The following is a 22,607-nucleotide window of genomic DNA, read 5'->3' on the forward strand; positions in this document are numbered from 1 at the left end:
TGCACCTGCGGGAGCCTCCGGCGGGGATATTTGAAGGACCAAAGATGAAAGCACCGTTCACCCCACCAACGGGCGGCGCGGCCCTGCGGCCTGGGCATGCCACTTCGCCTAACCCGCCGCCTTCACATGCCTTGCCAGATCCTGGGCGATGGCGAAGGCGCCCTTGATCTTGTCGCCTGTCTTGGCCCAGTCGCGCAGGACGATGATCTTGTTGTCCTTCACTTTCGCCTGGCCCTTCTGTTCGCCGATGAACTCGACCAGGCCCGCGGGGTTGGCGAACCTGTCGTTGTGGAACTGGATCGTCGCGCCCTTCGGCCCGGCGTCCAGCTTGGCAATGCCGGCCTTCTTGCATTCGGCCTTGATGCGCACCACCAGAAGCAGGGTGTTCACCTCGCGCGGGAGCTTGCCGAAGCGGTCGATCAATTCGGCGGCGAAGCCCTCAAGCTCGACCTTCGAGGTCAGGCCCGACAACCGGCGATAGAGGCCCAGGCGCACGTCGAGGTCGGGGACGTAATCCTCGGGGATCAGGACCGGCACGCCCAGGTTGATCTGCGGCGCCCATTGGCCATCGTCGTCGGTCAGGCCCTCAAGCTCACCACGCTTGATCTTGGAGATCGCCTCTTCCAGCATCGACTGGTAAAGTTCATACCCCACCTCGCGCACCTGGCCCGACTGCTCCTCGCCCACCAGGTTGCCCGCGCCGCGAATGTCCAGATCCTGCGACGCCAGCGTGAACCCTGCACCCAGCGAATCGAGACTGCCCAGAACGCGCAGGCGCTTTTCGGCGGTGGGGGTCAGTTTCGTGCGCGGTTTCGTCGTCAGATAGGCATAGGCGCGGGTCTTGGACCGCCCCACCCGGCCGCGGATCTGGTAGAGCTGCGCCAGCCCGAACATATCGGCGCGATGCACGATCATCGTGTTTGCCGTGGGAATGTCGAGGCCGGATTCAACGATGGTGGTGGCCAGAAGCACGTCGTATTTGCCATCGTAGAAGGCGTTCATGCGGTCATCCAGCTCACCCGACGCCATCTGGCCATTGGCGGTGATATAGCTGACCTCGGGGACGTGATCGCGCAGGAACTGTTCCATCTCGGGCAGATCGGCGATGCGCGGGACAACGACAAAGCTCTGCCCGCCCCGGTAATGTTCGCGCAGCAGCGCCTCGCGCAGGGTGATGGCGTCGAACTCCGAAACATAGGTGCGGATCGCCAGTCGGTCGACCGGCGGGGTGCCGATGATCGACAGGTCGCGCACGCCGGTCAGCGACAGTTGCAGGGTGCGCGGAATCGGCGTGGCGGTCAGGGTGAGGACATGTACATCGGTGCGCATCTGTTTCAGGCGTTCCTTGTGGTTGACGCCGAAGTGCTGTTCCTCGTCGATCACCAGCAGGCCAAGGTTCTTGAACTTGATCGACTTGGCCAGAAGCGCATGGGTGCCGACGACGATATCGACCGTGCCATCGGCAATCCCCTGCCGGGTCAGCGCCGCATCGCGGGTGGACACGAAGCGCGACAGCTGCCGCACCTCGACCGGGAAGCCACGGAAGCGTTCGGCAAAGCCCTTGAAATGCTGGCGCGCCAGCAGGGTTGTCGGCGCGATCACCGCCACCTGATGGCCGTTCATCGCGGCCACGAAGGCGGCGCGCATGGCCACCTCGGTCTTGCCGAAACCGACATCGCCGCAGATCAGCCGGTCCATGGGCGATCCGGCGGCCAGGTCGGTCAGCACGTCGTCGATGGCGCTCTGCTGATCGTCGGTTTCCTGGTAGGGGAAGCGCGCCGAGAAGGCATCCCACATGCCGTCGGGCGGCTCCATGATGGGGGCGCGGCGCAACAGGCGTTCGGCGGCCACCCGGATCAGGCGGTCGGCGATATCGCGGATGCGCTGTTTGAGGCGGGCTTTCTTCGCCTGCCAGGCCCCGCCCCCCAGTTTGTCGAGCAGGCCTTCGTCGTGGCCATAGCGCGACAGCAGTTCGACGTTTTCCACCGGCAAGTACAGCCGGTCACCCCCTGCATATTCCAGCAGGATGCATTCGTGATCGGCCCCCAGCGCCTTGACCACCTCAAGCCCGCGGTAGACACCGACGCCGTGGTCCACATGCACGATCAGATCGCCGGGCGACAGGCTTTGGGTTTCGGTCAGGAAATTCTCGGCCCGCTTCTTGCGCTTGGTCGACCGGATCAGACGGTCGCCCAGCACATCCTGTTCGGAAATCACGGTCAGGCCCTTGCCCTCGAACCCGTGTTCCAGCGCCCAGACCACAAGGAACAGCCCGCCCCGCCCGTCGGGGATGTCGCGGAAATCCTCGATCGGGGTGGCACCGCCCAGCCCTTCATCCTCCAGCAGGCCGGTCAGACGTTCGCGCGCCCCTTCGGAGTAAGACGCGACAACAACTTGGTCCTTCTGGTGGCGGGCGCGCACATGGTTGGCCAGGGCTTCGAACAGGCTGATGTTTTCCTGTTGCCGCTCGGGCGAGAAGTTGCGCCCGATCCGCCCGCCCGCGTCGATCACGCCGGGCCCGGTGGCCTGGGGCAGCGGGTTGAGTTGCAGGCTGCGCCGCCCGGCAAGCGCCTTCGTCCAGGCGGCATCGTCAAGATAAAGCAGCCCCGGGGGCGCGGGTTTGTAAACCGAATCCACGCGCTTCTTGCTGGTCATCGCCTCGCGGCGGTTGTCGTACTGATCGGCGATGCTGTCCCAGCGGGCCAGCCGCGCGCCGGTGCTTTGATCGTCCAGCATGAAGGTGGCGTTGGGCAGGTAGTCGAACAGCGTTTCCAGACGTTCGTGAAAGAACGGCAGCCAGTGTTCGATGCCCGCGTGCTTGCGCCCCGCGCTGACCGCTTCGTAAAGCGGGTCGTCGGTGCCCGCCGCGCCGAACTCGATCCGGTAATTCTGGCGGAAGCGGGTGATCGCCGCCTCGTCCAGGATCACCTCGGAAACCGGGGCCAGGTCGATCACCGACAGCTTTTCGGTTGTGCGCTGGGTGGCCGGATCGAACCGGCGCGCGCCATCCAGAACGTCGCCGAAGAGATCCAGCCGCACAGGCCCCAGATCGCCCGGCGCCCAGACGTCGATGATACCGCCGCGCACCGCATAGTCGCCCGGCTCCATCACCGTGGGCGCCTGGGTAAAACCCATGCGCACCAGGAAACCGCGCAGGCCCGCCTCGTCGATGCGCCCGCCCACGCGGGCCGAAAAGGCCGCCTCGCGCAGAACCTCGCGCGCCGGAACCCGCTGGGTTGCCGCGTTCAGCGTGGTCAGCAGGATGAAGCGGCCCGGCATCCCATGCGCCAGCGCCGCCAGTGTCGCCATTCGCGTGGCCGAGATATCGGCGTTGGGCGACACCCGGTCATAGGGCAGGCAATCCCACCCCGGAAAGGTGATGACCGTGGCCTGGGGCGCGAAGAACTCAAGCGCGGCGCGGGTTGCCGCCAGCCTCTTGTCGTCGCGGGCCACATGCACGACCGGCCCTTCGCCCTTGGCCAGTTCGGCAGCGATCAGGCGGGCATCAAACCCCTCGGGGGCGCCAGAGACGGTGATATGGGCAGGATCGGACATGGCGGGTTCTTCCAGGGGGGGGCTGCGGCGCGTCAACCGCCCAGAGGCCCGACATCAAGGTTCTTGTACATGCCCCAAAGGGCCGTGACGAAGATCGACAGGATGCCGATCAACTGAGTGATGGTGCGTTGCCGGGTCAGCCGCCTTTGCAGGGCTTCGCCAGTGGCATCCTCAAGCTCGATCCGGCGGGCGGTGCCGAACGACAGCGCCCAGACCAGCGACAGGGGCAGCGCCATCAAGAGCACGGCCTGGGCGAACTCGACCCCGTACCAGACCGCCAGAAGCACCAGCGCCGTCAGCACCATCGACACCAGCGACACAAGGCCAAGCCCCGACACCTGCGCGATATAAAGCATCCGCGACACGTTGATGCGCGCGATCCGGTCAAGATCGGCTTCGGCCTGGCCGCCGAACCGGCGCGCCCGCGTCACCATGTCATAGGGCACGCCAAGCACCCAGTGTGACGTGGTGGACCATACGGCGGCAAGGGCGATCCAGTACCACAGGTTGGAAAACGACCGCATGTCGATCTGCTCAAAAACGGTCGTGTACCAGTCCAAACCGCGGCTCCTGCGTTGCAATTCGGCGCGACACTATCCATGGCGGCGAGCGATGGCCAGCCCGCATTGCCGGGCGCGGCGATCAGCAGGCTTGAGGTGGCGCGCCATCCGTGCCACCCAAGGCTACCCCAGACGCATCAGCCCGAGAACGCCATGACAATCGCCCCCTATCCCGCCGCCCGCTTCCGCCGCCTGAAATCCTCGGCCGCGCTGCGCGCCCTGTCCTGCGAGAACACGCTGAGCGTCGGCGATCTGATCTGGCCGGTCTTCGTGCGCGACGGCACGGGCCAGCGCACGCCGGTCGCCTCGATGCCCGGGGTCGATCGTCTGTCGGTCGATCTTCTGGTCGAGGCCGCGCAAGAGGCGGCCGACCTGGGCATCCCGGCGATCTGCATCTTTCCCTACACCGACCCGGCCCTGAAGACCCAGCTGTGCGAAGAGGCCTGGAACCCCGACAACCTGTCCAATCGGGCCATCCGCGCGATCAAGGCGGCCGTGCCCCAGCTTGCCATCATGACCGACGTCGCGCTTGACCCCTACAACGTGAACGGCCACGACGGCATCGTGCGCGACGGCGTGATCGTGAACGACGAAACCGTCGAGGCGCTGGTGCGCATGGCCCTGGCCCAGGCCGAGGCCGGCGCCGACATCCTTGGCCCCTCGGACATGATGGACGGGCGGATCGGCGCCATGCGCGCGGCGCTTGAGGAATGCGGTTTCCAGGATGTCGCCATCATGTCCTATGCCGCGAAATACGCCAGCGCCTTCTATGGCCCCTTCCGCGATGCGGTGGGCGCGACGGGGGCGCTGAGCGGTGACAAGAAGACATATCAGATGAACCCGGCCAATTCCGACGAGGCCCTGCGCCTGATCGAACGCGACCTGCGCGAGGGCGCCGACATGGTGATGGTGAAACCCGGCCTGCCCTATCTTGATATCTGCCGCCGCGCCAAGGACAGGTTCGGCGCGCCCACCTATGCCTACCAGGTGTCGGGCGAATACGCGATGATCCAGGCGGCGGCGGCCAAGGGCTGGATCGACGGCGCGCAGGTCATGGCGGAATCGCTGATCGCCTTCAAGCGGGCGGGATGCGACGGAATCCTGACCTATTTCGCCCCCGCCATGGCCCGCGCCCTGCGCGGATAGTGCGGAACCCCGCGCAGGGTGGCATCCCTGCGTGACAGGCGGGCACTTTTCACCTAATGTTAAGGTGAATGGCCAGATAAGGCCATCACACGAGGCGAATACGGCAGTAAAAGGGCGAAACCCACATGAAAACTCATTCCCGGCGCGCGGTTCTGGCCGGTGCGGCATCGACGGCATTCTTCGGCGCGGCCTGTTCCAACGGGCTTGGCAGTCGCGGGGCCGAAACCATTGATGCCCGCGTGGCCAGCTCTCTTCGGTTTCTCTATTCCACCTATCCCGCCACCCAGGATCTGCGCGACAAGGCGGCGGGCCAGCTGGTCATGCCCCTGGTGACCGAGGCGGGCCTTGGCATCGGCGGCAGCTACGGGCGCGGCGCGCTGCAGGTCGCGGGCAGCACGATCGACTATTATTCGGCCACCCAGGCCAGTGTCGGGTTGCAGATCGGGGCACAGCAATATGCCCATGTGCTGTTCTTCATGACCAACGATGCGCTTTACAACTTCCGCAACTCGCCCGGCTGGTCCGCCGGGGCGGACGTGCAATATGCGGTGAACGATCAGGCCGGCAACCTTTCGGCCGATACCACCACATCGCTGTCGCCGGTCATCGCTGTGATCTTCGGTCAGGCGGGCCTGATTGCGGGGGCCACGGTGAAGGGCACGAAATACAACCGCATCATTCCCTGAGGCTTTTCACCGGCGCAATGCCGGTCTAGGGTCGCGCGGCCCCAACACGAAAGGTCGCGCGATGCCCCTGATCCTGAACTCCGACATGGCCGGCACATTTCCCCCGCCGGTGATGGAGGCGCGCCGCTGGCTGGCCCAGGCCAGCTTCTCGCAGGATCGTCCGCTGATCAACGTTTCCCAGGCCGCCCCCGTCGCCCCTCCACCCGAGGCGATGCGCGCCGCCATGGCCGAAACCATCATGCACACCCCCCAAGCCCACCTCTACGGCCCCGTTCTTGGCCTCCCCGAGTTGCGCGCCGAGGTGGCAGGACGGTGGAGCGCGGCCTATGGCGGCAACGTGGCGCCCGAACAGGTGGCCATCACCTCGGGTTGCAACCAGGCCTTCGCGGCGGCAATCGCCACCATTGCCGGCAAAGGGGATGAGGTTATCCTCCCAACCCCTTGGTATTTCAACCATAAAATGTGGCTCGACATGAGCGGGATAACCACCGTGCCGCTGCGCGCCGGCGACGGCCTGATCCCCGATGCCGCGGCCTGTGCGGCACTGATCACCCCGCGCACCAAGGCCATTGTTCTGGTCACCCCCAACAATCCGGGCGGTGCCGAATACCCCGCCGAAACCCTGCGGGCCTTTGGCGAACTGGCCCGCTCGCGCGGTGTGACGCTGATCCTGGATGAAACCTATCGCGATTTCGACAGCCGCAGCGGCGCCCCCCATGACCTGTTCACCGATCCCGACTGGGACGAGGTGCTGATCCAGCTTTATTCCTTCTCCAAGGCCTACCGGTTGACGGGCCATCGCGTGGGCGCCCTGACGGCCAGCGCGGCGCGGCTGGCCCAGGTTGAGAAGTTTCTCGATACGGTGACGATCTGCCCCAACCAGCTGGGCCAATATGCCGCCCTTTGGGGCATGCAGAACCTGGATGAATGGCTGGCAGGTGAGCGGGACGAGATCCTTGACCGGCGCGCCGCCATCGAAGAGGGGTTCGCCCGGCTGCCCGGCTGGAAACTGCTGGGGTGTGGCGCCTATTTCGCCTATGTCGAACACCCTTTCGACATAGCCTCGGATGCCCTGGCCCAAAGGCTGGTACACGATGCCGGGGTTCTTCTGCTGCCCGGCACCATGTTCACGCCCGAAAACGACCCCTCGGGCAAACACCAGCTGCGCATTGCCTTTGCCAATGTCGACCGCGCCGGGATCGGGCAGCTTTACGACAGGCTTGCCCCCCTGGCCTTTGAACGGCGCAAAGGGGGCTGACCTCCCCCTTTTCCGGCGCGGGACAGTGGCCTTGCCGGTTCAGAGGTTGCGGAACTGGTGTTCCTGGCGCGGGGTCCACATGACCGTGATGGCAAAGCCTTCGTCGGTCTGCTGTTCGTCCTCGACCACGCCCTGTTCGTGCAGCCAGGCACGCTTGCGCCCCTCGCTGAAGGACAGCGTCAACTTGCGTTCGCTGCGTTCGTCGTCAAGCGCATTGGCGATGGCGTCATAAAAGGCATCCAACCCCGCCCCGGTCAGCGCCGATACCGGCAGGACATCCTCCTGCCGTGTCGCCAGGGTTTCCAGCGCCTCGCGGGCGTCGGGTTCCAGCGTGTCGATCTTGTTCCACAGTTCAAGCTGCGGAATCTCGCCATCGACGCCAAGCTGCTTCAGGATGGCGCCCACGTCCTCGGCCTGTTCCTCGGTGTTGGAATGGGCGATGTCGCGCACATGACAGATCAGGTCGGCGCCCAGCACCTCTTCCAGGGTGGCGCGGAAGGCGGCGACAAGCTGGGTCGGCAGGTCCGAGATGAAGCCCACGGTATCAGACAGGATCACCTTCTTGCCCGACGGCAGTTCGACCCCCCGCATCGTCGGATCGAGGGTGGCAAACAGCATGTCCTCGGCCATGACGCTGGCACCGGTCATCCGGTTGAACAGCGTCGATTTCCCGGCGTTGGTATAGCCCACCAGCGCCACGATCGGGTAAGGCACCTTGGCGCGCGCCGCGCGGTGCAATTCGCGCGTCTTCACCACCTTGGCCAGCTGCTTTTTGAGGCGCGTCAGCTGTTCGTCGATAGCGCGGCGGTCGGCCTCGATCTGGGTTTCGCCGGGGCCACCGACAAAGCCAAGCCCGCCGCGCTGGCGCTCCAGGTGGGTCCAGGCCCGCACCAGGCGCGTGCGCTGATAGGTCAGCGCCGCCATTTCCACCTGCAACACACCCTCGCGGGTGCGGGCACGGTCGCTGAAAATCTCGAGGATCAGGCCGGTCCGGTCAAGAAGCTTGACCTTCCATTCCTTCTCGAGGTTGCGTTGCTGCACCGGCGACACCGGGCCGTCGATCAGGACAAGCCCGACCTCGGCATCGTGAAGGCGCTGCTTCAGTTCGGCAATCTTGCCCTTGCCGAACAGCATGCCGGGCTGCACCTTGGGCAACCGCACGACTTCGCTGCCCACGACCTCAAGATCGGGAAGTGCGGCGGCCAGCGCGGTAGCCTCGTCCAGGGCCACCTCGGGGTCGCGCCTTTCACGATCCGACTTGATGTCGGGGTGCAGTACCCAGGCGCGCATGGCCTGGACTGCCGTTTCATCCATGATTATTCTTCACCGTCATACAGGTTGATCGGCGAGGCCGGCATGATCGTCGAAATCGCATGCTTGTAGACCAGTTGCGACTGACCGTCGCGGCGCAGCAGCACGCAGAAATTGTCGAACCAGGTGATCACACCCTGAAGCTTGACCCCGTTGATCAGGAAAATGGTGACCGGAACCTTGGTCTTCCGTACGTGATTCAAGAAAGCGTCTTGCAAATTCTGTCTGTCGCCAGCCATTTCCCCGTCCAAACCTTTATTCTTGGCCCGCCCCGATGGCAGGCATACTTCAAACGAGGCCAATATGATGCGGGATCGGCCGAGAATCCAGTGCAAATAGGCGGTTGAGGCAAAGTTGCGCTCAGCCCGTGTCAGCGCCGCCAGAAATCGGGGTTCAGCAGCGCAATCAGCGCCAGGGTTTCCATCCGGCCCAGCACCATGGCCGCGGCGAAGATCAGCCGCGCGCCATCGCCCAGCTCCGCCAGCACGATAGGTTCGCCCGCCGCAAGGGTGACAAGCGGCCCGGTGGTCGACAGCGCGGCGATGGTCAGGATGGTGGCCTTTTCAAAACCGATCCCCACCAGCGACAGCGCCAGCATGACCAGGGCGATCGACAGGGCGAACAGCATGAAGAACACCCAGGCGACATAGGCACCCTCCCGGCGGATGCGCCGCGCCACGGTGCCGGCCCCGCCGACCGAGGTGGGATGGACCAACTTCTCAAGCTCGCGCACGCCGTGCTTGTAAAGCGCGTAGATGCGCAAAAGCTTGACGCCCCCCGCGGTGGTGGCCACGCCGCCCCCGATCAGCGCCAGCCCCATGAGAACCAGCCCCGGCGTTTCCAGCCCCGACCAGAAGCGCGCCGTGTCCCACTCGGCGCTTTCGAACCCCGTGGTGGTCAGGAACGATAGCGTGGTGAAGACCGCCCCCCAAAGCGCGCGCAACGCATGGTCCAGCGTGATGGAACCGTCAATTTCATAGGCCCCGGCCCAGTGGCGCAGGAACAGGAACAGCGGCAGGGCGGTGACGCAGAACAGCCCCATCTGGATTTCCGGATCGCGCCGCAACCGGTCAAGCCCGTGACCCGCGCCTTCGGTCGAAAAGGTCCGCCGCGAGACCGCGAAGAACAGGAAAAGGAAGATCAGCATCTCGCCGCCAAGGCCGCCATCGCCGCCCTGCCCCGTGGTGATGCCGCTGGTGGCCAGGGTCGACATGGCGCGACAAACAGCCGCCAGCGGCGTTTCCCCCGCCACCAGAAGCCCGATCCAGAGCGTGAGCGTCAGCGCGCCATAGATCGGCGCAAGGCGCGCACCAAAGCGCATCAGGCGCTGCGAACCGTCGGCAACGCGGGTGATCTGGGCCGCCGCGGGATTCGTGCCTTCACCGATTCCCCCGCCCGACAGCACCTCGAACCCGCCGAGGTTCATGGGGGCGATCAGCGCCACCGCCGTCACCCAGACCATCAAGCCCCCCAGCCACCCCACCATGGCCCGCCACAGATGAAGCGAGTCGGGCAGGCGCGCCGGTTCGTAAAGCGTGGCGCCCGTGGTGGTCATGCTGGACACCATTTCAAACCAGGCGCTGCTGAACCTTGTGCTTTGCAAGGCTTCGTAAAAGGGCACCGCCATCAGCGCGGGCACCACGGTGAAGGCCGCCACAAGCGCGATGAGATAGCCCCGCGCCCGCCGCCGCACCACCATGCCGTCGGTAGCAAAGGCGATCAGCGCGATGATCACCGCGAACAGCAGGAAGGAATAGAAGAAGGCCCGCGCGACATGCAGATCGCGCACCGCATAGGCGTGAACGGCGGGCACGATCATCGCCAGGGTGGCGATGCCCATCAGGACCACGATCAGTGGCAGGCGTGTCAGAAGGCCGTGCATCACTGGGCCATCAGAAGAAATCGATGCTGACCTGGAACAGCCGCTCGACCTCGGGGACATCGCCCGCCATGGCGAACAGAACGATCAGGTCGCCCTCTTCGATCCGGGTGCTGCCGCGTGGTGTCACCACGGTATCACCCTTCTGGACCGCGCCCACCAGCACGCCCTCGGGGAATTCGATGTCGCGCACCAGTTGCCCCGCGATGGGCGAGGTTGACAGCACCTGCGCCTCGATCACCTCGGCCTCGGCGTCGCCGATGGAATAGACCCCGCGCACCCGGCCCTGCCGGATGTGGCGCAGGATCGACGACACGGTGGTGGAGCGCGGGTTGATGAAGGCGTCGATGTCCAGCGGCCCCATGAGGGATTGCAGCGTCGGATCGTTCACAAGGCAGATGGCCATCTTGCAGCCCGCCGCCTTGGCCCGCACCGCGGCCAGCACGTTCACCTTGTCATCGTCGGTGACGGCCAGAACCGCGTCGGCCTTGCCGATGCTGGCCTCGTTCAGAAGCTCCATGTTCAATCCGTCGCCATGCAGCACGATGGTACGCTCCAGCAGGTCGGCGGCGCGTTCGGCGATGGGGCGCGAGCGTTCGATCACCTTCACGCGCACCCGCTCGGTCCGCTTCTCCAGAGTCGAGGCCACGGAAAGCCCCACGTTGCCACCGCCGATGATGACGACGCGGTGCTGCTTGGCGAAACTCTTGCCGAAGATTTCCAGCGTGCGGTTCACGTCCTCGCGGTGGGACAGGACATAGATCTGGTCGTCGGCGAACAGCTGATCGCCGGCATCGGGCGCGAACAAGGCGCCCTTGCGCCGCACCCCCACCACGACCGCCCGCAGGGTCGAAAACAGGTCGGTCAACTGGCGCAGCGGCGTGTTCAGAACCGGGCAATCATCGTCCAGCGCGATGCCCAGAAGCTGGGTCTGCCCGCCAAGGAAACTTTGGGTATCAAAGGCGACGGGGGCGGCCAGACGGCGCAGGGCGGCCTCGGCCACCTCGCGCTCGGGCGAAATCACCACGTCGATCGGCATGTGGTCGCGCCGGTAAAGATCCGAGTAGATCGCGTTCAGGTAACTTTGCGACCGCAGCCGCGCGATCTTGCGGGGCACGGCGAAAACCGAATGGGCGACCTGGCAGGTGACCATGTTCACCTCGTCGCTGTGGGTGGCGGCGATCACCATGTCGGCATCGCGCGCCCCGGCCCGATCCAGAATGTCGGGATAGCTGGCGAAACCGGCAATGCCCTGCACATCCAGCGTGTCGGTGGCGCGGCGCACCAGGTCGACGTCCTTGTCCACCACGGTCACGTCGTTGCGTTCGCCCGACAGATGCTTGGCGATCTGCCATCCGACCTGACCGGCGCCGCAGATGATAACCTTCATGCCTCGTCTCCTTCCGGGGGTCCGCAGTGGACAGCCCCGGCCTTCGGTGAAACCCTTCCGAGGCCATAGTCATCGCAAGAGCGCCCGGGGGACGCAATGCCAAACCGGCCCGCCTGCCGGGTCATGCGCCCTGCCCGGTTCTGTCGCGCCACGGCGCGTCGCCCCTGCCGGGCCGATCCAGAAAATCGGTCAGGGCGGCAACGAAGGCGTCGTGGTTCTGGCGCATGGGCACATGGCCGCCGGGCAGGATGGCAAGCCGGGCGTCGGGCATCCTGTCGGCCGCCTGCCGCGCATCCGCCAGCGGGATCAGCGGATCGCGCCGCCCGTGGATCAGCAGCGTCGGCAGGGCGATCTGCCCCACCCTTTCGCTGTAATCGGTGCGCAGGCCGCTGCGCGAAATCTCGCGGCGGGCGAAGCCGTCAAAGCTGCGCCGCCGATTCTGGACCTGCGCGGCGCGCATCAGATCATCGGTTTCGCTCCGCGCAAGGCGCAGCCGCGCATAGGACAGGTGCAGGGCCAGCCGGGCAAACAGCCGGCTTTGCGCCGCCGCGCGATAGAACAGGCCCGCCGACCGCCCCTGTACCAGCCGCGCCACGACGGGGTGCATCCCGGCCCGCGCCGACAGCCCGTAGGCATCCACCAGCACCAGCCGCCCGATCCGTTCGGGGTGGTTCAGCGCGCACCAAAGCGCGATTCCGCCCCCCATGGAGAGCCCGGCCAGATCGACCCGCGCCAGCCCCATCGCATCGAGAAACCCGATCAGCCAGGTGCCGAAATCCTCAAGGTCATGGGCCCCGTCGAACCCCGCGCTGGCGCCATAACCGGGCAGATCGGGCACGATGACCCGCCGCCTGTCGGCCAGTTGTGCCGCAACCCGCGACCAGCTGTAATCGGCCTGGTCGATGATTCCGCCATGCAACAGCAACAGCGGCAGATGCCCGTCGTCCTGCCGGGGGCCGTGGTCGGCCAGCGTGATATCACGCCCGGCGACGCGGGTTCGGGCGTTGACGAAGGTCATGGCTCAGCCGTCCACGTCCTCGATATGGGCGATGCGGCTGCCCAGCTTGTTGCTGGTCACCACGTTCAGCGATTTCAGCTTGCGGTGCAGGGCACTGCGCTCCATCCCGACAAAGGTGGCGGTGCGCGAGATATTGCCACCGAAGCGGTTGATCTGGGTCAGCAGATACTCGCGTTCGAACAGTTCGCGCGCCTCGCGCAGAGGCAGCGTGGCAAGCGAGCCGGACAGCACGACGCGCCCGTCCTCTTCGGGTGCCGGTTCGGTGCCCGGCAACTCGCTGGCCGCGATTTCGCCCTTGTCACCGCCCAGGATCAGAACCCTTTCGATCACGTTCTTCAACTGGCGCACGTTGCCCGGCCACAGCATGGTCTGAAGCAGCGCGACGGCCTCTTCGCTGACCTTGCGCAGCGGCAGGCCCTGCACCTTGTTGAACCCGGCGATGAAATAATCGGCCAGTTCGGGAATATCCTCGCGCCTTTCGTCCAGGGCCGGCACGGCGATGGGCACGACGGCCAGGCGGTGGAACAATTCCTGGCGGAAGCGGCCCAGCTTGATCTCCTGCATCAGGTCGCGATTGGTCGAACTGATGACCCGCATGTCAACCTTCACCTTGTCCGCACCACCGACCCGGGTGAAGGACTGATCCACCAGCACGCGCAGGATCTTGGATTGGGTGCCAAGGGGCATGTCCGCGACTTCGTCGAAGAACAGGATGCCGCCGTCCGCCTGTTCCAGAAGGCCGGGTTCGATGCCGCGCTCGGCGCTTTCGCGTCCGAACAGCACCTCTTCCATCCGTTCGGGCGCGATCGAGGCGGAACTGACCGAGACGAAAGGCGCATCGGCCCGGTTCGAATTGGCGTGGATATACCGCGCCGCCACTTCCTTGCCGCTGCCCGCAGGGCCGGTCAGCATCACCCGACCGTTCGACTTGGTGACCTTTTCAAGGTTCGATTTCAATGCCTTGAAGGCCGAGCTTGACCCGATCATCTCGGACACCGCGCCATCGCGCCGTTTCAGTTCCGAGTTTTCGCGCCGCAGCCGCGATGTTTCCATCGCGCGCCGGATCACCACCGTCAGCTGGTCGATGTTGAAGGGCTTTTCGATGAAATCATAGGCGCCCTGCTTGATCGCGGCGACGGCGATTTCCACGTTGCCATGCCCCGAGATGATGATGATCGGCACGCCCGGATGATCGCGCTTGGTGGCCTTGAGAATGTCGATCCCGTCCATCTGGCTGTCCTTCAGCCAGATATCCAGGATCATCAGCGCGGGCAGTTCCTTTGCAATCTCGGCCATGCATTGATCCGAGTTGCCCGCCAGCCGCGTTGAATACCCTTCGTCCTTCAGGATATCCGAGATCAGCTCGCGAATGTCGCGTTCGTCGTCGACGATGAGAATGTCACCCATAACAATTGCCCTTCCTCATACCTTTACATCTTTGAAAACTGTTGGCTCTGCCTCGAACATGCGCGGCAAGGTGATGTCGGCCCGCGCCCCGCGGTGTGCGGTGTCGCCGAAAGGCGCCGCGTCGCTCAGGGTGAAGGTGCCGCCGTGCTCTTCGATGATCTTCTTGACGATCGGCAGCCCCAGCCCGGTCCCCTCCGAGCGCGTGGTCACATAGGGTTCGAACAGGCGCGCGCGATCCTCGGGCAGGCCGATGCCATTGTCCGAGATCGAGATATGCACCTCGCCGGCATCGGCGCTCATCACCACGCGAACTTCCGGCTCCTGCCCTTCGGGCCAGCCCTTTTTCTGAAGGCTTTCAATCGCTTCCCCGGCGTTCTTTATAAGGTTCGTCACCGCCTGCCCGATCATCGTGTCGTCGAATTCGGCCATCACGGGTTCGGTCGGAATGTCGGCCTTCAACGTCACACCGGCATCGCGCGCATCCTGAAGCGTCACCGCATCGCGCAGCAGCTTGGCAATGTCGTGGGTGCGGCGTTCGGGTTCGGGCATGCGCGCGAACTTCGAGAATTCGTCCACGATCCGGCGCAGATCGCCGGTCTGGCGGATGATGACGTCGGTATATTGCTCCAGCGTCTGGGCGTTCTCGTCGTCCAGCTGGCGGGCGAACTTGCGCTTGATCCGCTCGGCGCTCAGCTGGATCGGGGTCAGGGGGTTCTTGATTTCATGGGCAATCCGGCGCGCCACGTCGCCCCAGGCGGCCAGACGCTGTGCCGCGACAAGATCGGTCACATCGTCGAAGGCCACGACATAGCCTTCCAGCTTGCCCTCTTCCGAACGGCGGGTGGACATGCGCACAAGCAGGCTTTCCAACTGGCCGCCGCGCGATACCTTGATTTCCTCCTGCGCCACCTCAAGCCGCTTGTTGGCGCGCAACCGGTCGAACAGCTGCCCGAACTCGGGCACCGCGACGGCAAGCGATGTCTTGGCGCCCGTTGTTTCGTCCAGTTGCAGCAACCGTTCGGCGCTGCGGTTCACAAAGGTCACGCGCCCCTTGGAATCAAGCCCCACAAGGCCCGCCGTCACCGAGGACAGCACCGAATCGAACAGCCGACGCCGCCGGTCGATCTGTTCGTTCGTTTCCAGCAGCGTGTCGCGCTGGCCCTTCAGGCGCATGGTCATCTGGTTGAACAGGCGCCCCAACATGGCGATTTCGTCGTCGCCCTCTTCCTCGCGCACGCGCACGTCAAGGTCACCGGCGCCCACGCGCTGCGCCGCCCCGGCAAGCCGCCCGACGGGGCCGGACAGGCGTTCGGCAAACCACAGGCCCAGCCAGATCGCCGCCAGGATCAGGATCACCGCAAAGCCCAGGTACAGCAGCCCGAATTCAAACAGGATGCGGCCACGTTCGCTTTCCAACTGGTTGTAAAGGCGGACGGTTTTCTGGGTGTCGTCCAGCAGCGACAGGATCTCGCCATCCACGTCGCGGCTGACGTACAGAAACCGGTTGCCGATGCCGCCAAGGCGCACAAGGGCGCGGAATTCGTTCTGCGCCCAGTCTTCGATGATCACCGTCTCACCGGCCGCCGCGCGGGCCAGATCCTCGTCCGAAGGGCGTTCGAAATCGAAAAGATACGATCCTTCGCCCCGCGCCCGGATCTCGCCGCCGTTGTCGATCACGAAGGCTTCGCGCAGGCCCCGCTGGATGCGGTTCTGCGCCTGGCCCAGCACCTGGCGCAGTTCGCCGTCCGAAACCTGGAAACTGTCGCCCTGAAGGGACGACAGGAATTCGGCCAGCACATCGGCATCGGTGCGCAGGTCCTGGCGCTGTTCGTCCTCATAGGCTTCGGCGGCGGCCAGCGAGGCGCCCACCACTTCGCGTACCCGGTCGGAAAACCAGCCCTCAAGCCCGACGTTCACCGTCAGACCGGCGAAGATGGCCACCGTCACCGTCGGGATAAGCGCGATCAGCGCGAAGACACCGGTCAGACGCAGGTGCAGGCGCGACCCGGCCGATTGCGCCCGCCGCGCCGCCACCATCCGCACCAGCGCGCCCAGCACCAGCGCGGCCACCACCAGGACATAGACAAGATCGGCCAGCAGCACGAGGCGCAGCGACAGCGCCGAGGCCCCGCGATCCAGGGGCCCGAGAACAAGGAACGTCGAAAGGGCCAGAACCGGGCCCAGAACCACCAGACCGAAGGTCGACAGGTTCTTGACACGGCGCTGACGGCGCAGCCGCGCGAAACGATCCCAGGTTGCCGTGCGAACACGCCCTGTCACGGGATGACCCCCTAATCAATGTGTCGCTTTGCGCGACGTACCGCTCTGTTGGTGGTCTCTCTCCGGGGGTTGTTCCCGAATGGCCACACATTCTGTTGCGGTTTTACATCAATTTGCGGCGCCGTGTCACGCGAATATCGAGGTCGGTGATCTTTTTCCGAAGTGTATTGCGGTTAATTCCCAAAAGATCGGCGCATTTCGCCTGATTTCCGCCCGATGCATCCAGCGCGATCTCGATCAGCGGCGCTTCCACCTCGCGCAGGATGCGCTGGTAAAGGCCGGGGGGCGGCAGGACGCCGCCGTGCAGGTCGAAATAGCGTTTCAGGTGCCGGGCCACCGAACCTGACAGCTTCTCGCCCGCCCCGCCTCCGGCCAGCGGTTCCATCGCCGGCTGGTGGGCCAGGACATTCTCGGCCTCGGCGCGGCTGATCTCTTCTTCGGTGCCGGTCACGACGATCCGGCGCAGGGTATTTTCCAGCTGGCGCACGTTGCCGGGCCAGCTGTAGGCGCGGATCAGGTCCATCGCGCTTTCGGAAATGCGCCGCGCGGGCAGGCCCTCACGCTCGGCCCGGGCCAGGAAATGGGTGGCCAGAAGCGGGATGTCATCGACCCGTTCGCGCAGCGAGGGCACGGTGATCGTCACTCCGCCCAGCCGATAGAACAGGTCCTGGCGGAACTCGCCCGCCTCCATCCGCTGTGCCAGATTGCCCTGGCTGGTGGCCATGATGCGCGGCGCGTTGTCGGTCAGGCTGTCCAGCATGCGCACGATGCGCGCCTGGGCCTCTTCGGTCAGGTCGCCCACCTCGTCGAACAGGATCGAACCGCCCCGCGCGCGGCTGATGATCGTGGCCGGGCCGTCCATCCCCGCCAGATCGCCCGCCCCCGCCACCACGAAGGGCAGCGACCGGCGATCCGAGAAATCGTGGATGGCCCGCGCGATCAGCGATTTGCCCGTCCCCGATTCGCCGGTGATCAGCACCGGCAGATCGGTGTTCATCACCCGCGCCACAAGACGGTAAAGCGCCTGCATGGCCGGGGTCCGCCCCACCAGAGGCAGGTCGTCACCGCCCGACGGTTCGCCTTCGGGGCGGGGTGTCGGGGCGCGGCGCCGCGCCTCGAGCGCGCGGGCCGAGCGTTTCATCAGATCGGGCAGATCGAAGGGCTTGGGCAGGTAGTCATAGGCGTCGGCCTCGGTCGCCTGGATCGCCGTCATGATGGTGTTCTGCGCCGAGATCACGATCACCGGCAGGCCGGGGCGCAGTTCGGCAATCTGCGGCAGCGCCTCGATCCCGTTGCCGTCGGGCATGATGACATCCGAGATCACAAGGTCGCCCTTGCCCTCTTCGACCCAGCGCATCAGCGTGACCATCGAGGATGTCGCATGCACCTTGCACCCCGCCCGGGTCAGCGCCTGGGTCAGGACGGTGCGGATCGTGCGGTCATCGTCGGCGACAAGTACGGTTCCATCCATGGTCTTACGGTCTTTCCTGTCGTTGGCACGTCATGCGGTTTCTTCCTTCGGGGCCACCGGAAGCGAGAGCCGGAACACCGTCCGCCCCGGAACCGAGTCGACGGCGATCCAGCCCTCGTGATCCGAGATGATCTTGCTGACCAGGGCCAGCCCCAGGCCGGTGCCGTTCTCGCGCCCCGAAACGAAGGGTTCGAAGGCGTCCTGCACCAGGTCGGGTGGCAGGCCGGGGCCGTCGTCGATGATTTCCACCTGCAACGGCAGCGCACCGGTGGCGCCGTCCTTGCGGCGCAGGCGCAGCGCCACGTCATAGAAGGTGCGCAGGGTGATCCGCCCGCCCGCCGGGCCGGCGGCCTCGGTCGCGTTGCGCAGAAGGTTCAGGAAGACCTGCAACAACTGGTCGGCATCCACATGGGTGGGCGGCAGCGAGGGGTCGTAATCCTCGACGATCCGCATGTGCCCGGCAAAGCCCACCATGGCCGTGCGGCGCGCCCGGTCCAGAAGATCGTGAACGTTGATCGCGCTGCGCACCGGCGGGCGCAGGTTGCCGAACTGTTCGACCTGTTCGAGAAGCGCGACGATGCGGCGGCTTTCGGCAACGATCAGGTCGGTCAGCTCAAGGTCCTGGCCCGACAGCCCCATGGACAGTAGTTGCGCCGCGCCGGTGATGCCCGCCAGCGGGTTCTTGATTTCATGGGCCAGCATCTCGGCCATGCCGATGGCCGAGCGGGCCGAGGTTTTCACCGAATGCGCCCGCCCCAACCGATCGGCAATCTGGCGCGGTTCGAAGATGACCAGCACGAAACCGGGCATCCCGATCATCGGCGCGATCTGCATGTTGCACTGCATCGGCGGGCGTTGCCCGCTGCCCACGTCGACGTTGTTGATGAACAGCGCGGCGTGATCGCGGCGTACGCGCGAAAACGCCTCTTCCAGGGGCGCGTCGATGGCCAGCCGGTCAAAGACGGGGGCGCCGCGCATGCTGCGGGCCGACGCGTTGAGGAACTGCTCGGCGGCGGGGTTGACCTCGGCCAGAAGATCGCCGGGATCAAGCAGGAAGGCCGGCACCGGCAGCGAGGCCCAAAGCGTATCGGACAGCGCGTTCATGCGGCCGCCCTTTCACCCGAACCATCGAAGGCCCCGGGCAGCAGGCGCAAGACCTGCGCGGCATCGCTCGCGGTCAGCACCTCGCGGCGCAGGGGGGCCGGCGTGGCGGCACCATCCATGAACCAGCCCAGATGCTTGCGTGCAACCTTCACGCCAAGCCCCGCGCCGTAGAACGACAGCACCGCCTGGTAATGGCCCGCCACCAGGTCGGCCAGCGCCTGGCCTTCGGGGGCCGCCGGGCGGGGCGTGCCCGCCAGTTGGGCCGCGATCTGCGAAAGCACCCAGGGCCGCCCCTGCGCGCCCCGCCCCACCATCACGCCCGCCGCACCCGAAAGCTGCAACGCGCGGGCCGCCGTTGCGCCGTCGGTGATATCGCCGTTGGCAATGACCGGGATGGTAACCGCATCGCGCACCGCCCGGATCGCCGCCCAGTCGGCCGCGCCCTTGTAGAACTGGCAACGGGTGCGCCCGTGGATGGTGACCATGGCAATGCCTGCCTCCTCTGCCCGGCGGGCCAGTTCGGGGGCATTCAGCATGTCGTCGTCCCATCCCAGCCGCGTCTTCAGCGTCACCGGCACCGACACCGCGCCCACGACGGCCTCGATCAGGCTCAGCGCATGATCGGGATCGCGCATCAGGGCCGAACCGGATAGCCCGCTTGTCACCCTTTTGGCCGGGCAGCCCATGTTGATGTCGATGATCCGCGCACCGTTCGCCTCGACCATCCGGGCGGCCTCGGCCATCCAGTGCGCCTCGCGCCCGGCCAGTTGCACCGCGGTGCGCGCCACACCGAACCCAAGTTCGGCCTTTTCGCGCATCCCGGCCTTGGCCTGCACCATTTCCTGGCTTGCCACCATCTCGCTCACCACGAGGCCCGCGCCGAAGGACGCGACAAGCTGGCGGAACGGCAGATCGGTGATGCCGGCCATGGGCGCCAGAAGGACCGGCGGGTCGAGTGAGATCACGTTTTCCAAGCAGATGCCCAATTGTTGTGCGGTTGCCCCGCTTGCTAACCCGACCCCGGGCGTCTGGCAAACCGGCACCCGGCCAAAACCGGCAGAAATCGGGCGCAAAACACGACATGCCCGAAAATTGGGCATTTTGACGCGCGAAACGCTTTTCGTTGTCATGTTCCGTTGCTTGTCATAGACGGATCGCGCCTTGGAGGGACATGCAGATGACCACAGCCGCCGTCATTGTGGCCGCCGGCCGCGGGACGCGGGTTGGCGGGCCGGTGCCCAAGCAATGGCGCCCGCTGAAGGGGCGTGTCGTGCTGGCCTGGACGCTGGATGCATTCCGCGCCGCGCCCGCGATCGGCCCGATCGCCCTGGTGCTGCACCCCGATGACATGGACCTGGCCCGCGGCTATGCCGCCCATGAAGACGTGCGCGTCGTCGCCGGTGGCAGCAGCCGCCGCGAGAGCGTTCTGGCCGGACTGCGGGCGTTGCAGGGCGAAGGCGTGGCGCGGGTGCTGATCCACGATGTGGCGCGCCCGCTGGTGTCGCAGGGCCTGATTGCGCGGATCTGTGCCGCGCTTGACCATGGGCCTGGCGCCGCCCCTGCCCTGCCCGTCACCGATGCGCTGTGGCTGGGCGAGGACGGCAAAGTCACCGGCACCCGAGACCGTGCCGGGCTGTTCCGGGCGCAGACGCCCCAGGGCTTTCACTATGACGCGATCATGGCGGCCCACCTTGACCATCCGGGCGATGCCGCCGACGATGTCGAGGTGGCCCGCGCCGCCGGCCTGGCGGTGCAGATCGTCGAGGGTGACGAGAGCAACCTCAAGATAACCACGGCGGGCGATTTTGCCCGCGCCGAACGATTGATGGAACAGACGATGGATATTCGCACCGGCAACGGTTTTGACGTTCACGCCTTCTGCGAGGGCGATCATGTGGTGCTGTGCGGGCTTGCCATCCCGCATGACCGCGCGCTGCTGGGCCATTCCGACGCCGATGTGGGAATGCATGCCGTGACCGACGCGATCTATGGCGCGCTGGCGGCGGGCGACATCGGGCGCCACTTTCCCCCCAGCGATCCGCAATGGAAGGGTGCCGCGTCGGAAATCTTCCTGCGCCACGCGGTGCGGCTGGCGCGCGAACGGGGCTTTTCCATCTCGAACGTCGATCTGACGCTGATGTGCGAGGCACCCAAGATCGGCCCTCATGCCGAGAGGATGATCGCCCAGATGGCCGGGCTGATGGAGCTTGCCGCCGACCGGGTTTCGGTGAAGGCCACCACGACCGAGCGTCTGGGCTTCACGGGCCGGGGCGAAGGCATTGCCGCGCTGGCCACCGTGACGCTGGTGGCGGCATGAGCGTTTCGCACCTGATCGCCACCGTCATGGGCGTGGGCCACCTGCGCCCCGCCTCGGGCACCTGGGGATCGCTCGCCGCCCTGCCGATGGCCTATGGAATCATCATCCTAGCAGGTTGGCCGGGGCTGGTGATTGCCGCTGTCGTCGTCTTTGCCGCCGGATACTGGGCCACGGTCGAACAGACCCGCGGGCGTGAGAATCACGACCCGTCCGAAATCGTGGTGGACGAGGTGGTGGGCCAGTGGGTCGCGCTGCTGCCGGTGGCCTATGGCGCGGGCATGATGGGTATTGCGCCCGAACGGCTCTGGCCCGGCTGGGTCGCCGCCTTCCTGCTGTTCCGGCTGTTCGACATCGCCAAGCCCTGGCTGGTGGGATGGGCCGACCGGCGCGACGATGCCATGGGGGTGATGCTGGACGATGTGATTGCCGGGCTTTTCGCCGCCGTCGGCGTTGTGGCCTTTGCCGCGCTGTTTCACCTGGTGCCGATGTGAACCGAGCCGAAACCCTTCTTGCCCTGGCGCAGGAACGTGGCGTGATGGTCGCCACCGCCGAAAGCTGCACCGGGGGCATGGTGGGCGCCGCGATCACCGACATCGCCGGGTCTTCGGCTGTCTTCGAACGTGGGTTCATCACCTATACCAATGCCGCGAAGATCCAGCTTCTGGGCGTGGCCGAAACGACCCTCACCGCCCATGGTGCCGTCAGCGAGGAGGTGGCGCGCGAAATGGCGCAGGGGGCGCTGGCGCATTCGCAGGCCGATTGCGCGGTTTCGGTCACCGGCATCGCCGGGCCGGGCGGATCGGATCACAAGCCCGAAGGCCGCGTCTGTTTTGGCCTGGCCACCGGGCACGGCGTGAACAGCGTCACCCATGATTTCGGCGCCATCGGCCGCCCCCATGTGCGCCGCGCCGCCGTGGCGCAGGCGCTGCAACTTCTGATCGACGCGGTGCGGCAGATGCCGTCAAAGCCCGGCCCGCAAGTCTGAACGGCGCGGCGCCGACATGATGCCGCGTGACCTTTCATAGCCCGAAGCAGCCGCCCGTACCTGCCGGTGAACGGCGGAATCACGGCGGATTTCCGAACATTGCCCCTCGATCACATCGCCTTTGCCGGGCTGGTGGCGAAACAGGATGCGCGTCGTCGTGTCACGCCCTTCGGTCGAATGCCTGAATGCCATCGCGGATGCCCTGCATGAAAACCTGTGCGCCCATGATGGCATGGGCGG

General features: G+C 65.9%; 19 protein-coding genes. 6 read left to right on the forward strand and 13 right to left on the reverse strand.

What is annotated here, in order from left to right; all coding sequences use genetic code 11:
* Nucleotides 1-108: 108 nt before the first annotated feature.
* Entirely contained in the window at nucleotides 109-3,555 is a 3,447-nt protein-coding gene (mfd, locus tag H7828_RS09815; protein ID WP_226780853.1) for a transcription-repair coupling factor, read from the reverse strand.
* 32 nt (nucleotides 3,556-3,587) lie between these two features.
* Entirely contained in the window at nucleotides 3,588-4,115 is a 528-nt protein-coding gene (locus tag H7828_RS09820; RefSeq protein WP_226780854.1) for a component of SufBCD complex, read from the reverse strand.
* Between the two features lie 153 nt (nucleotides 4,116-4,268).
* On the opposite strand from H7828_RS09820, the gene hemB reads away from it, so the two are divergent.
* The 3 genes from hemB (at nucleotide 4,269) to H7828_RS09835 (ending at nucleotide 7,205) form a co-directional block, all read left to right on the forward strand.
* Nucleotides 4,269-5,261 (forward strand): porphobilinogen synthase, encoded by a 993-nt coding sequence (gene hemB, locus H7828_RS09825; RefSeq protein WP_226781115.1) that lies wholly within the window; start codon nucleotides 4,269-4,271, stop codon nucleotides 5,259-5,261.
* 125 nt (nucleotides 5,262-5,386) lie between these two features.
* On the forward strand, nucleotides 5,387-5,947 hold the full coding sequence (locus tag H7828_RS09830) for a lipid-binding SYLF domain-containing protein (RefSeq protein ID WP_226780855.1): 561 nt from the start codon (nucleotides 5,387-5,389) through the stop codon (nucleotides 5,945-5,947).
* Between the two features lie 61 nt (nucleotides 5,948-6,008).
* Nucleotides 6,009-7,205, forward strand: a complete 1,197-nt coding sequence (locus H7828_RS09835; RefSeq protein WP_226780856.1) for an aminotransferase — start codon at nucleotides 6,009-6,011, stop codon at nucleotides 7,203-7,205.
* Nucleotides 7,206-7,244: 39 nt separating this feature from the next.
* On the opposite strand, the gene hflX is transcribed toward H7828_RS09835, so the two are convergent.
* The 10 genes from hflX to dusB form a co-directional block, all read right to left on the reverse strand.
* Complete coding sequence (gene hflX / locus H7828_RS09840; RefSeq protein ID WP_226780857.1) at nucleotides 7,245-8,519, reverse strand: GTPase HflX; 1,275 nt, start codon at nucleotides 8,517-8,519, stop codon at nucleotides 7,245-7,247.
* Between the two features lie 2 nt (nucleotides 8,520-8,521).
* Entirely contained in the window at nucleotides 8,522-8,755 is a 234-nt protein-coding gene (hfq, locus tag H7828_RS09845; protein ID WP_102107186.1) for an RNA chaperone Hfq, read from the reverse strand.
* A 131-nt stretch (nucleotides 8,756-8,886) separates the two neighbouring features.
* Nucleotides 8,887-10,398 carry a potassium transporter TrkG gene (locus tag H7828_RS09850; protein WP_226780858.1) on the reverse strand — a complete coding sequence of 504 codons (1,512 nt, stop codon included), beginning with the start codon at nucleotides 10,396-10,398 and terminating at the stop codon, nucleotides 8,887-8,889.
* A gap of 10 nt (nucleotides 10,399-10,408) precedes the next feature.
* Nucleotides 10,409-11,785 carry a Trk system potassium transporter TrkA gene (gene trkA / locus H7828_RS09855; protein ID WP_226780859.1) on the reverse strand — a complete coding sequence of 459 codons (1,377 nt, stop codon included), beginning with the start codon at nucleotides 11,783-11,785 and terminating at the stop codon, nucleotides 10,409-10,411.
* Between the two features lie 121 nt (nucleotides 11,786-11,906).
* Nucleotides 11,907-12,803, reverse strand: coding sequence for an alpha/beta fold hydrolase (locus H7828_RS09860; protein ID WP_226780860.1), 897 nt, complete (start codon nucleotides 12,801-12,803; stop codon nucleotides 11,907-11,909).
* 3 nt (nucleotides 12,804-12,806) lie between these two features.
* Nucleotides 12,807-14,210 (reverse strand): nitrogen assimilation response regulator NtrX, encoded by a 1,404-nt coding sequence (gene ntrX, locus H7828_RS09865; RefSeq protein WP_226780861.1) that lies wholly within the window; start codon nucleotides 14,208-14,210, stop codon nucleotides 12,807-12,809.
* A 15-nt stretch (nucleotides 14,211-14,225) separates the two neighbouring features.
* Nucleotides 14,226-16,490, reverse strand: coding sequence for a sensor histidine kinase NtrY-like (locus tag H7828_RS09870; protein ID WP_226780862.1), 2,265 nt, complete (start codon nucleotides 16,488-16,490; stop codon nucleotides 14,226-14,228).
* A 103-nt stretch (nucleotides 16,491-16,593) separates the two neighbouring features.
* Nucleotides 16,594-17,961 (reverse strand): response regulator, encoded by a 1,368-nt coding sequence (locus tag H7828_RS09875; RefSeq protein WP_226780863.1) that lies wholly within the window; start codon nucleotides 17,959-17,961, stop codon nucleotides 16,594-16,596.
* Nucleotides 17,962-17,991: 30 nt separating this feature from the next.
* Nucleotides 17,992-19,065 (reverse strand): two-component system sensor histidine kinase NtrB, encoded by a 1,074-nt coding sequence (locus H7828_RS09880; RefSeq protein ID WP_226780864.1) that lies wholly within the window; start codon nucleotides 19,063-19,065, stop codon nucleotides 17,992-17,994.
* Nucleotides 19,062-20,030: a tRNA dihydrouridine synthase DusB gene (gene dusB, locus H7828_RS09885; protein ID WP_226780865.1), complete on the reverse strand. Its 969-nt coding sequence runs from the start codon at nucleotides 20,028-20,030 to the stop codon at nucleotides 19,062-19,064. Before dusB ends, H7828_RS09880 begins: the two co-directional genes overlap by 4 nt.
* A gap of 212 nt (nucleotides 20,031-20,242) precedes the next feature.
* Here dusB and H7828_RS09890 point away from each other — a divergent pair, with 212 nt between their 5' ends.
* Genes H7828_RS09890 through H7828_RS09900 form a run of 3 tightly spaced genes read left to right on the forward strand, consistent with a single transcriptional unit; the run spans nucleotide 20,243 to nucleotide 22,367 of the window.
* Nucleotides 20,243-21,382 (forward strand): bifunctional 2-C-methyl-D-erythritol 4-phosphate cytidylyltransferase/2-C-methyl-D-erythritol 2,4-cyclodiphosphate synthase, encoded by a 1,140-nt coding sequence (locus tag H7828_RS09890; RefSeq protein WP_226780866.1) that lies wholly within the window; start codon nucleotides 20,243-20,245, stop codon nucleotides 21,380-21,382.
* Nucleotides 21,379-21,873: a phosphatidylglycerophosphatase A family protein gene (locus tag H7828_RS09895; protein ID WP_226780867.1), complete on the forward strand. Its 495-nt coding sequence runs from the start codon at nucleotides 21,379-21,381 to the stop codon at nucleotides 21,871-21,873. Before H7828_RS09890 ends, H7828_RS09895 begins: the two co-directional genes overlap by 4 nt.
* Nucleotides 21,870-22,367: a CinA family protein gene (locus H7828_RS09900; RefSeq protein WP_226780868.1), complete on the forward strand. Its 498-nt coding sequence runs from the start codon at nucleotides 21,870-21,872 to the stop codon at nucleotides 22,365-22,367. Before H7828_RS09895 ends, H7828_RS09900 begins: the two co-directional genes overlap by 4 nt.
* Here H7828_RS09900 and H7828_RS09905 read toward each other — a convergent pair.
* Nucleotides 22,344-22,559, reverse strand: coding sequence for a hypothetical protein (locus tag H7828_RS09905; RefSeq protein ID WP_226780869.1), 216 nt, complete (start codon nucleotides 22,557-22,559; stop codon nucleotides 22,344-22,346). The genes H7828_RS09900 and H7828_RS09905 overlap by 24 nt on opposite strands.
* Nucleotides 22,560-22,607 lie beyond the last annotated feature (48 nt).

Source organism: Oceaniglobus trochenteri (genome assembly GCF_020529025.1).
GTDB lineage: Bacteria > Pseudomonadota > Alphaproteobacteria > Rhodobacterales > Rhodobacteraceae > Oceaniglobus > Oceaniglobus trochenteri.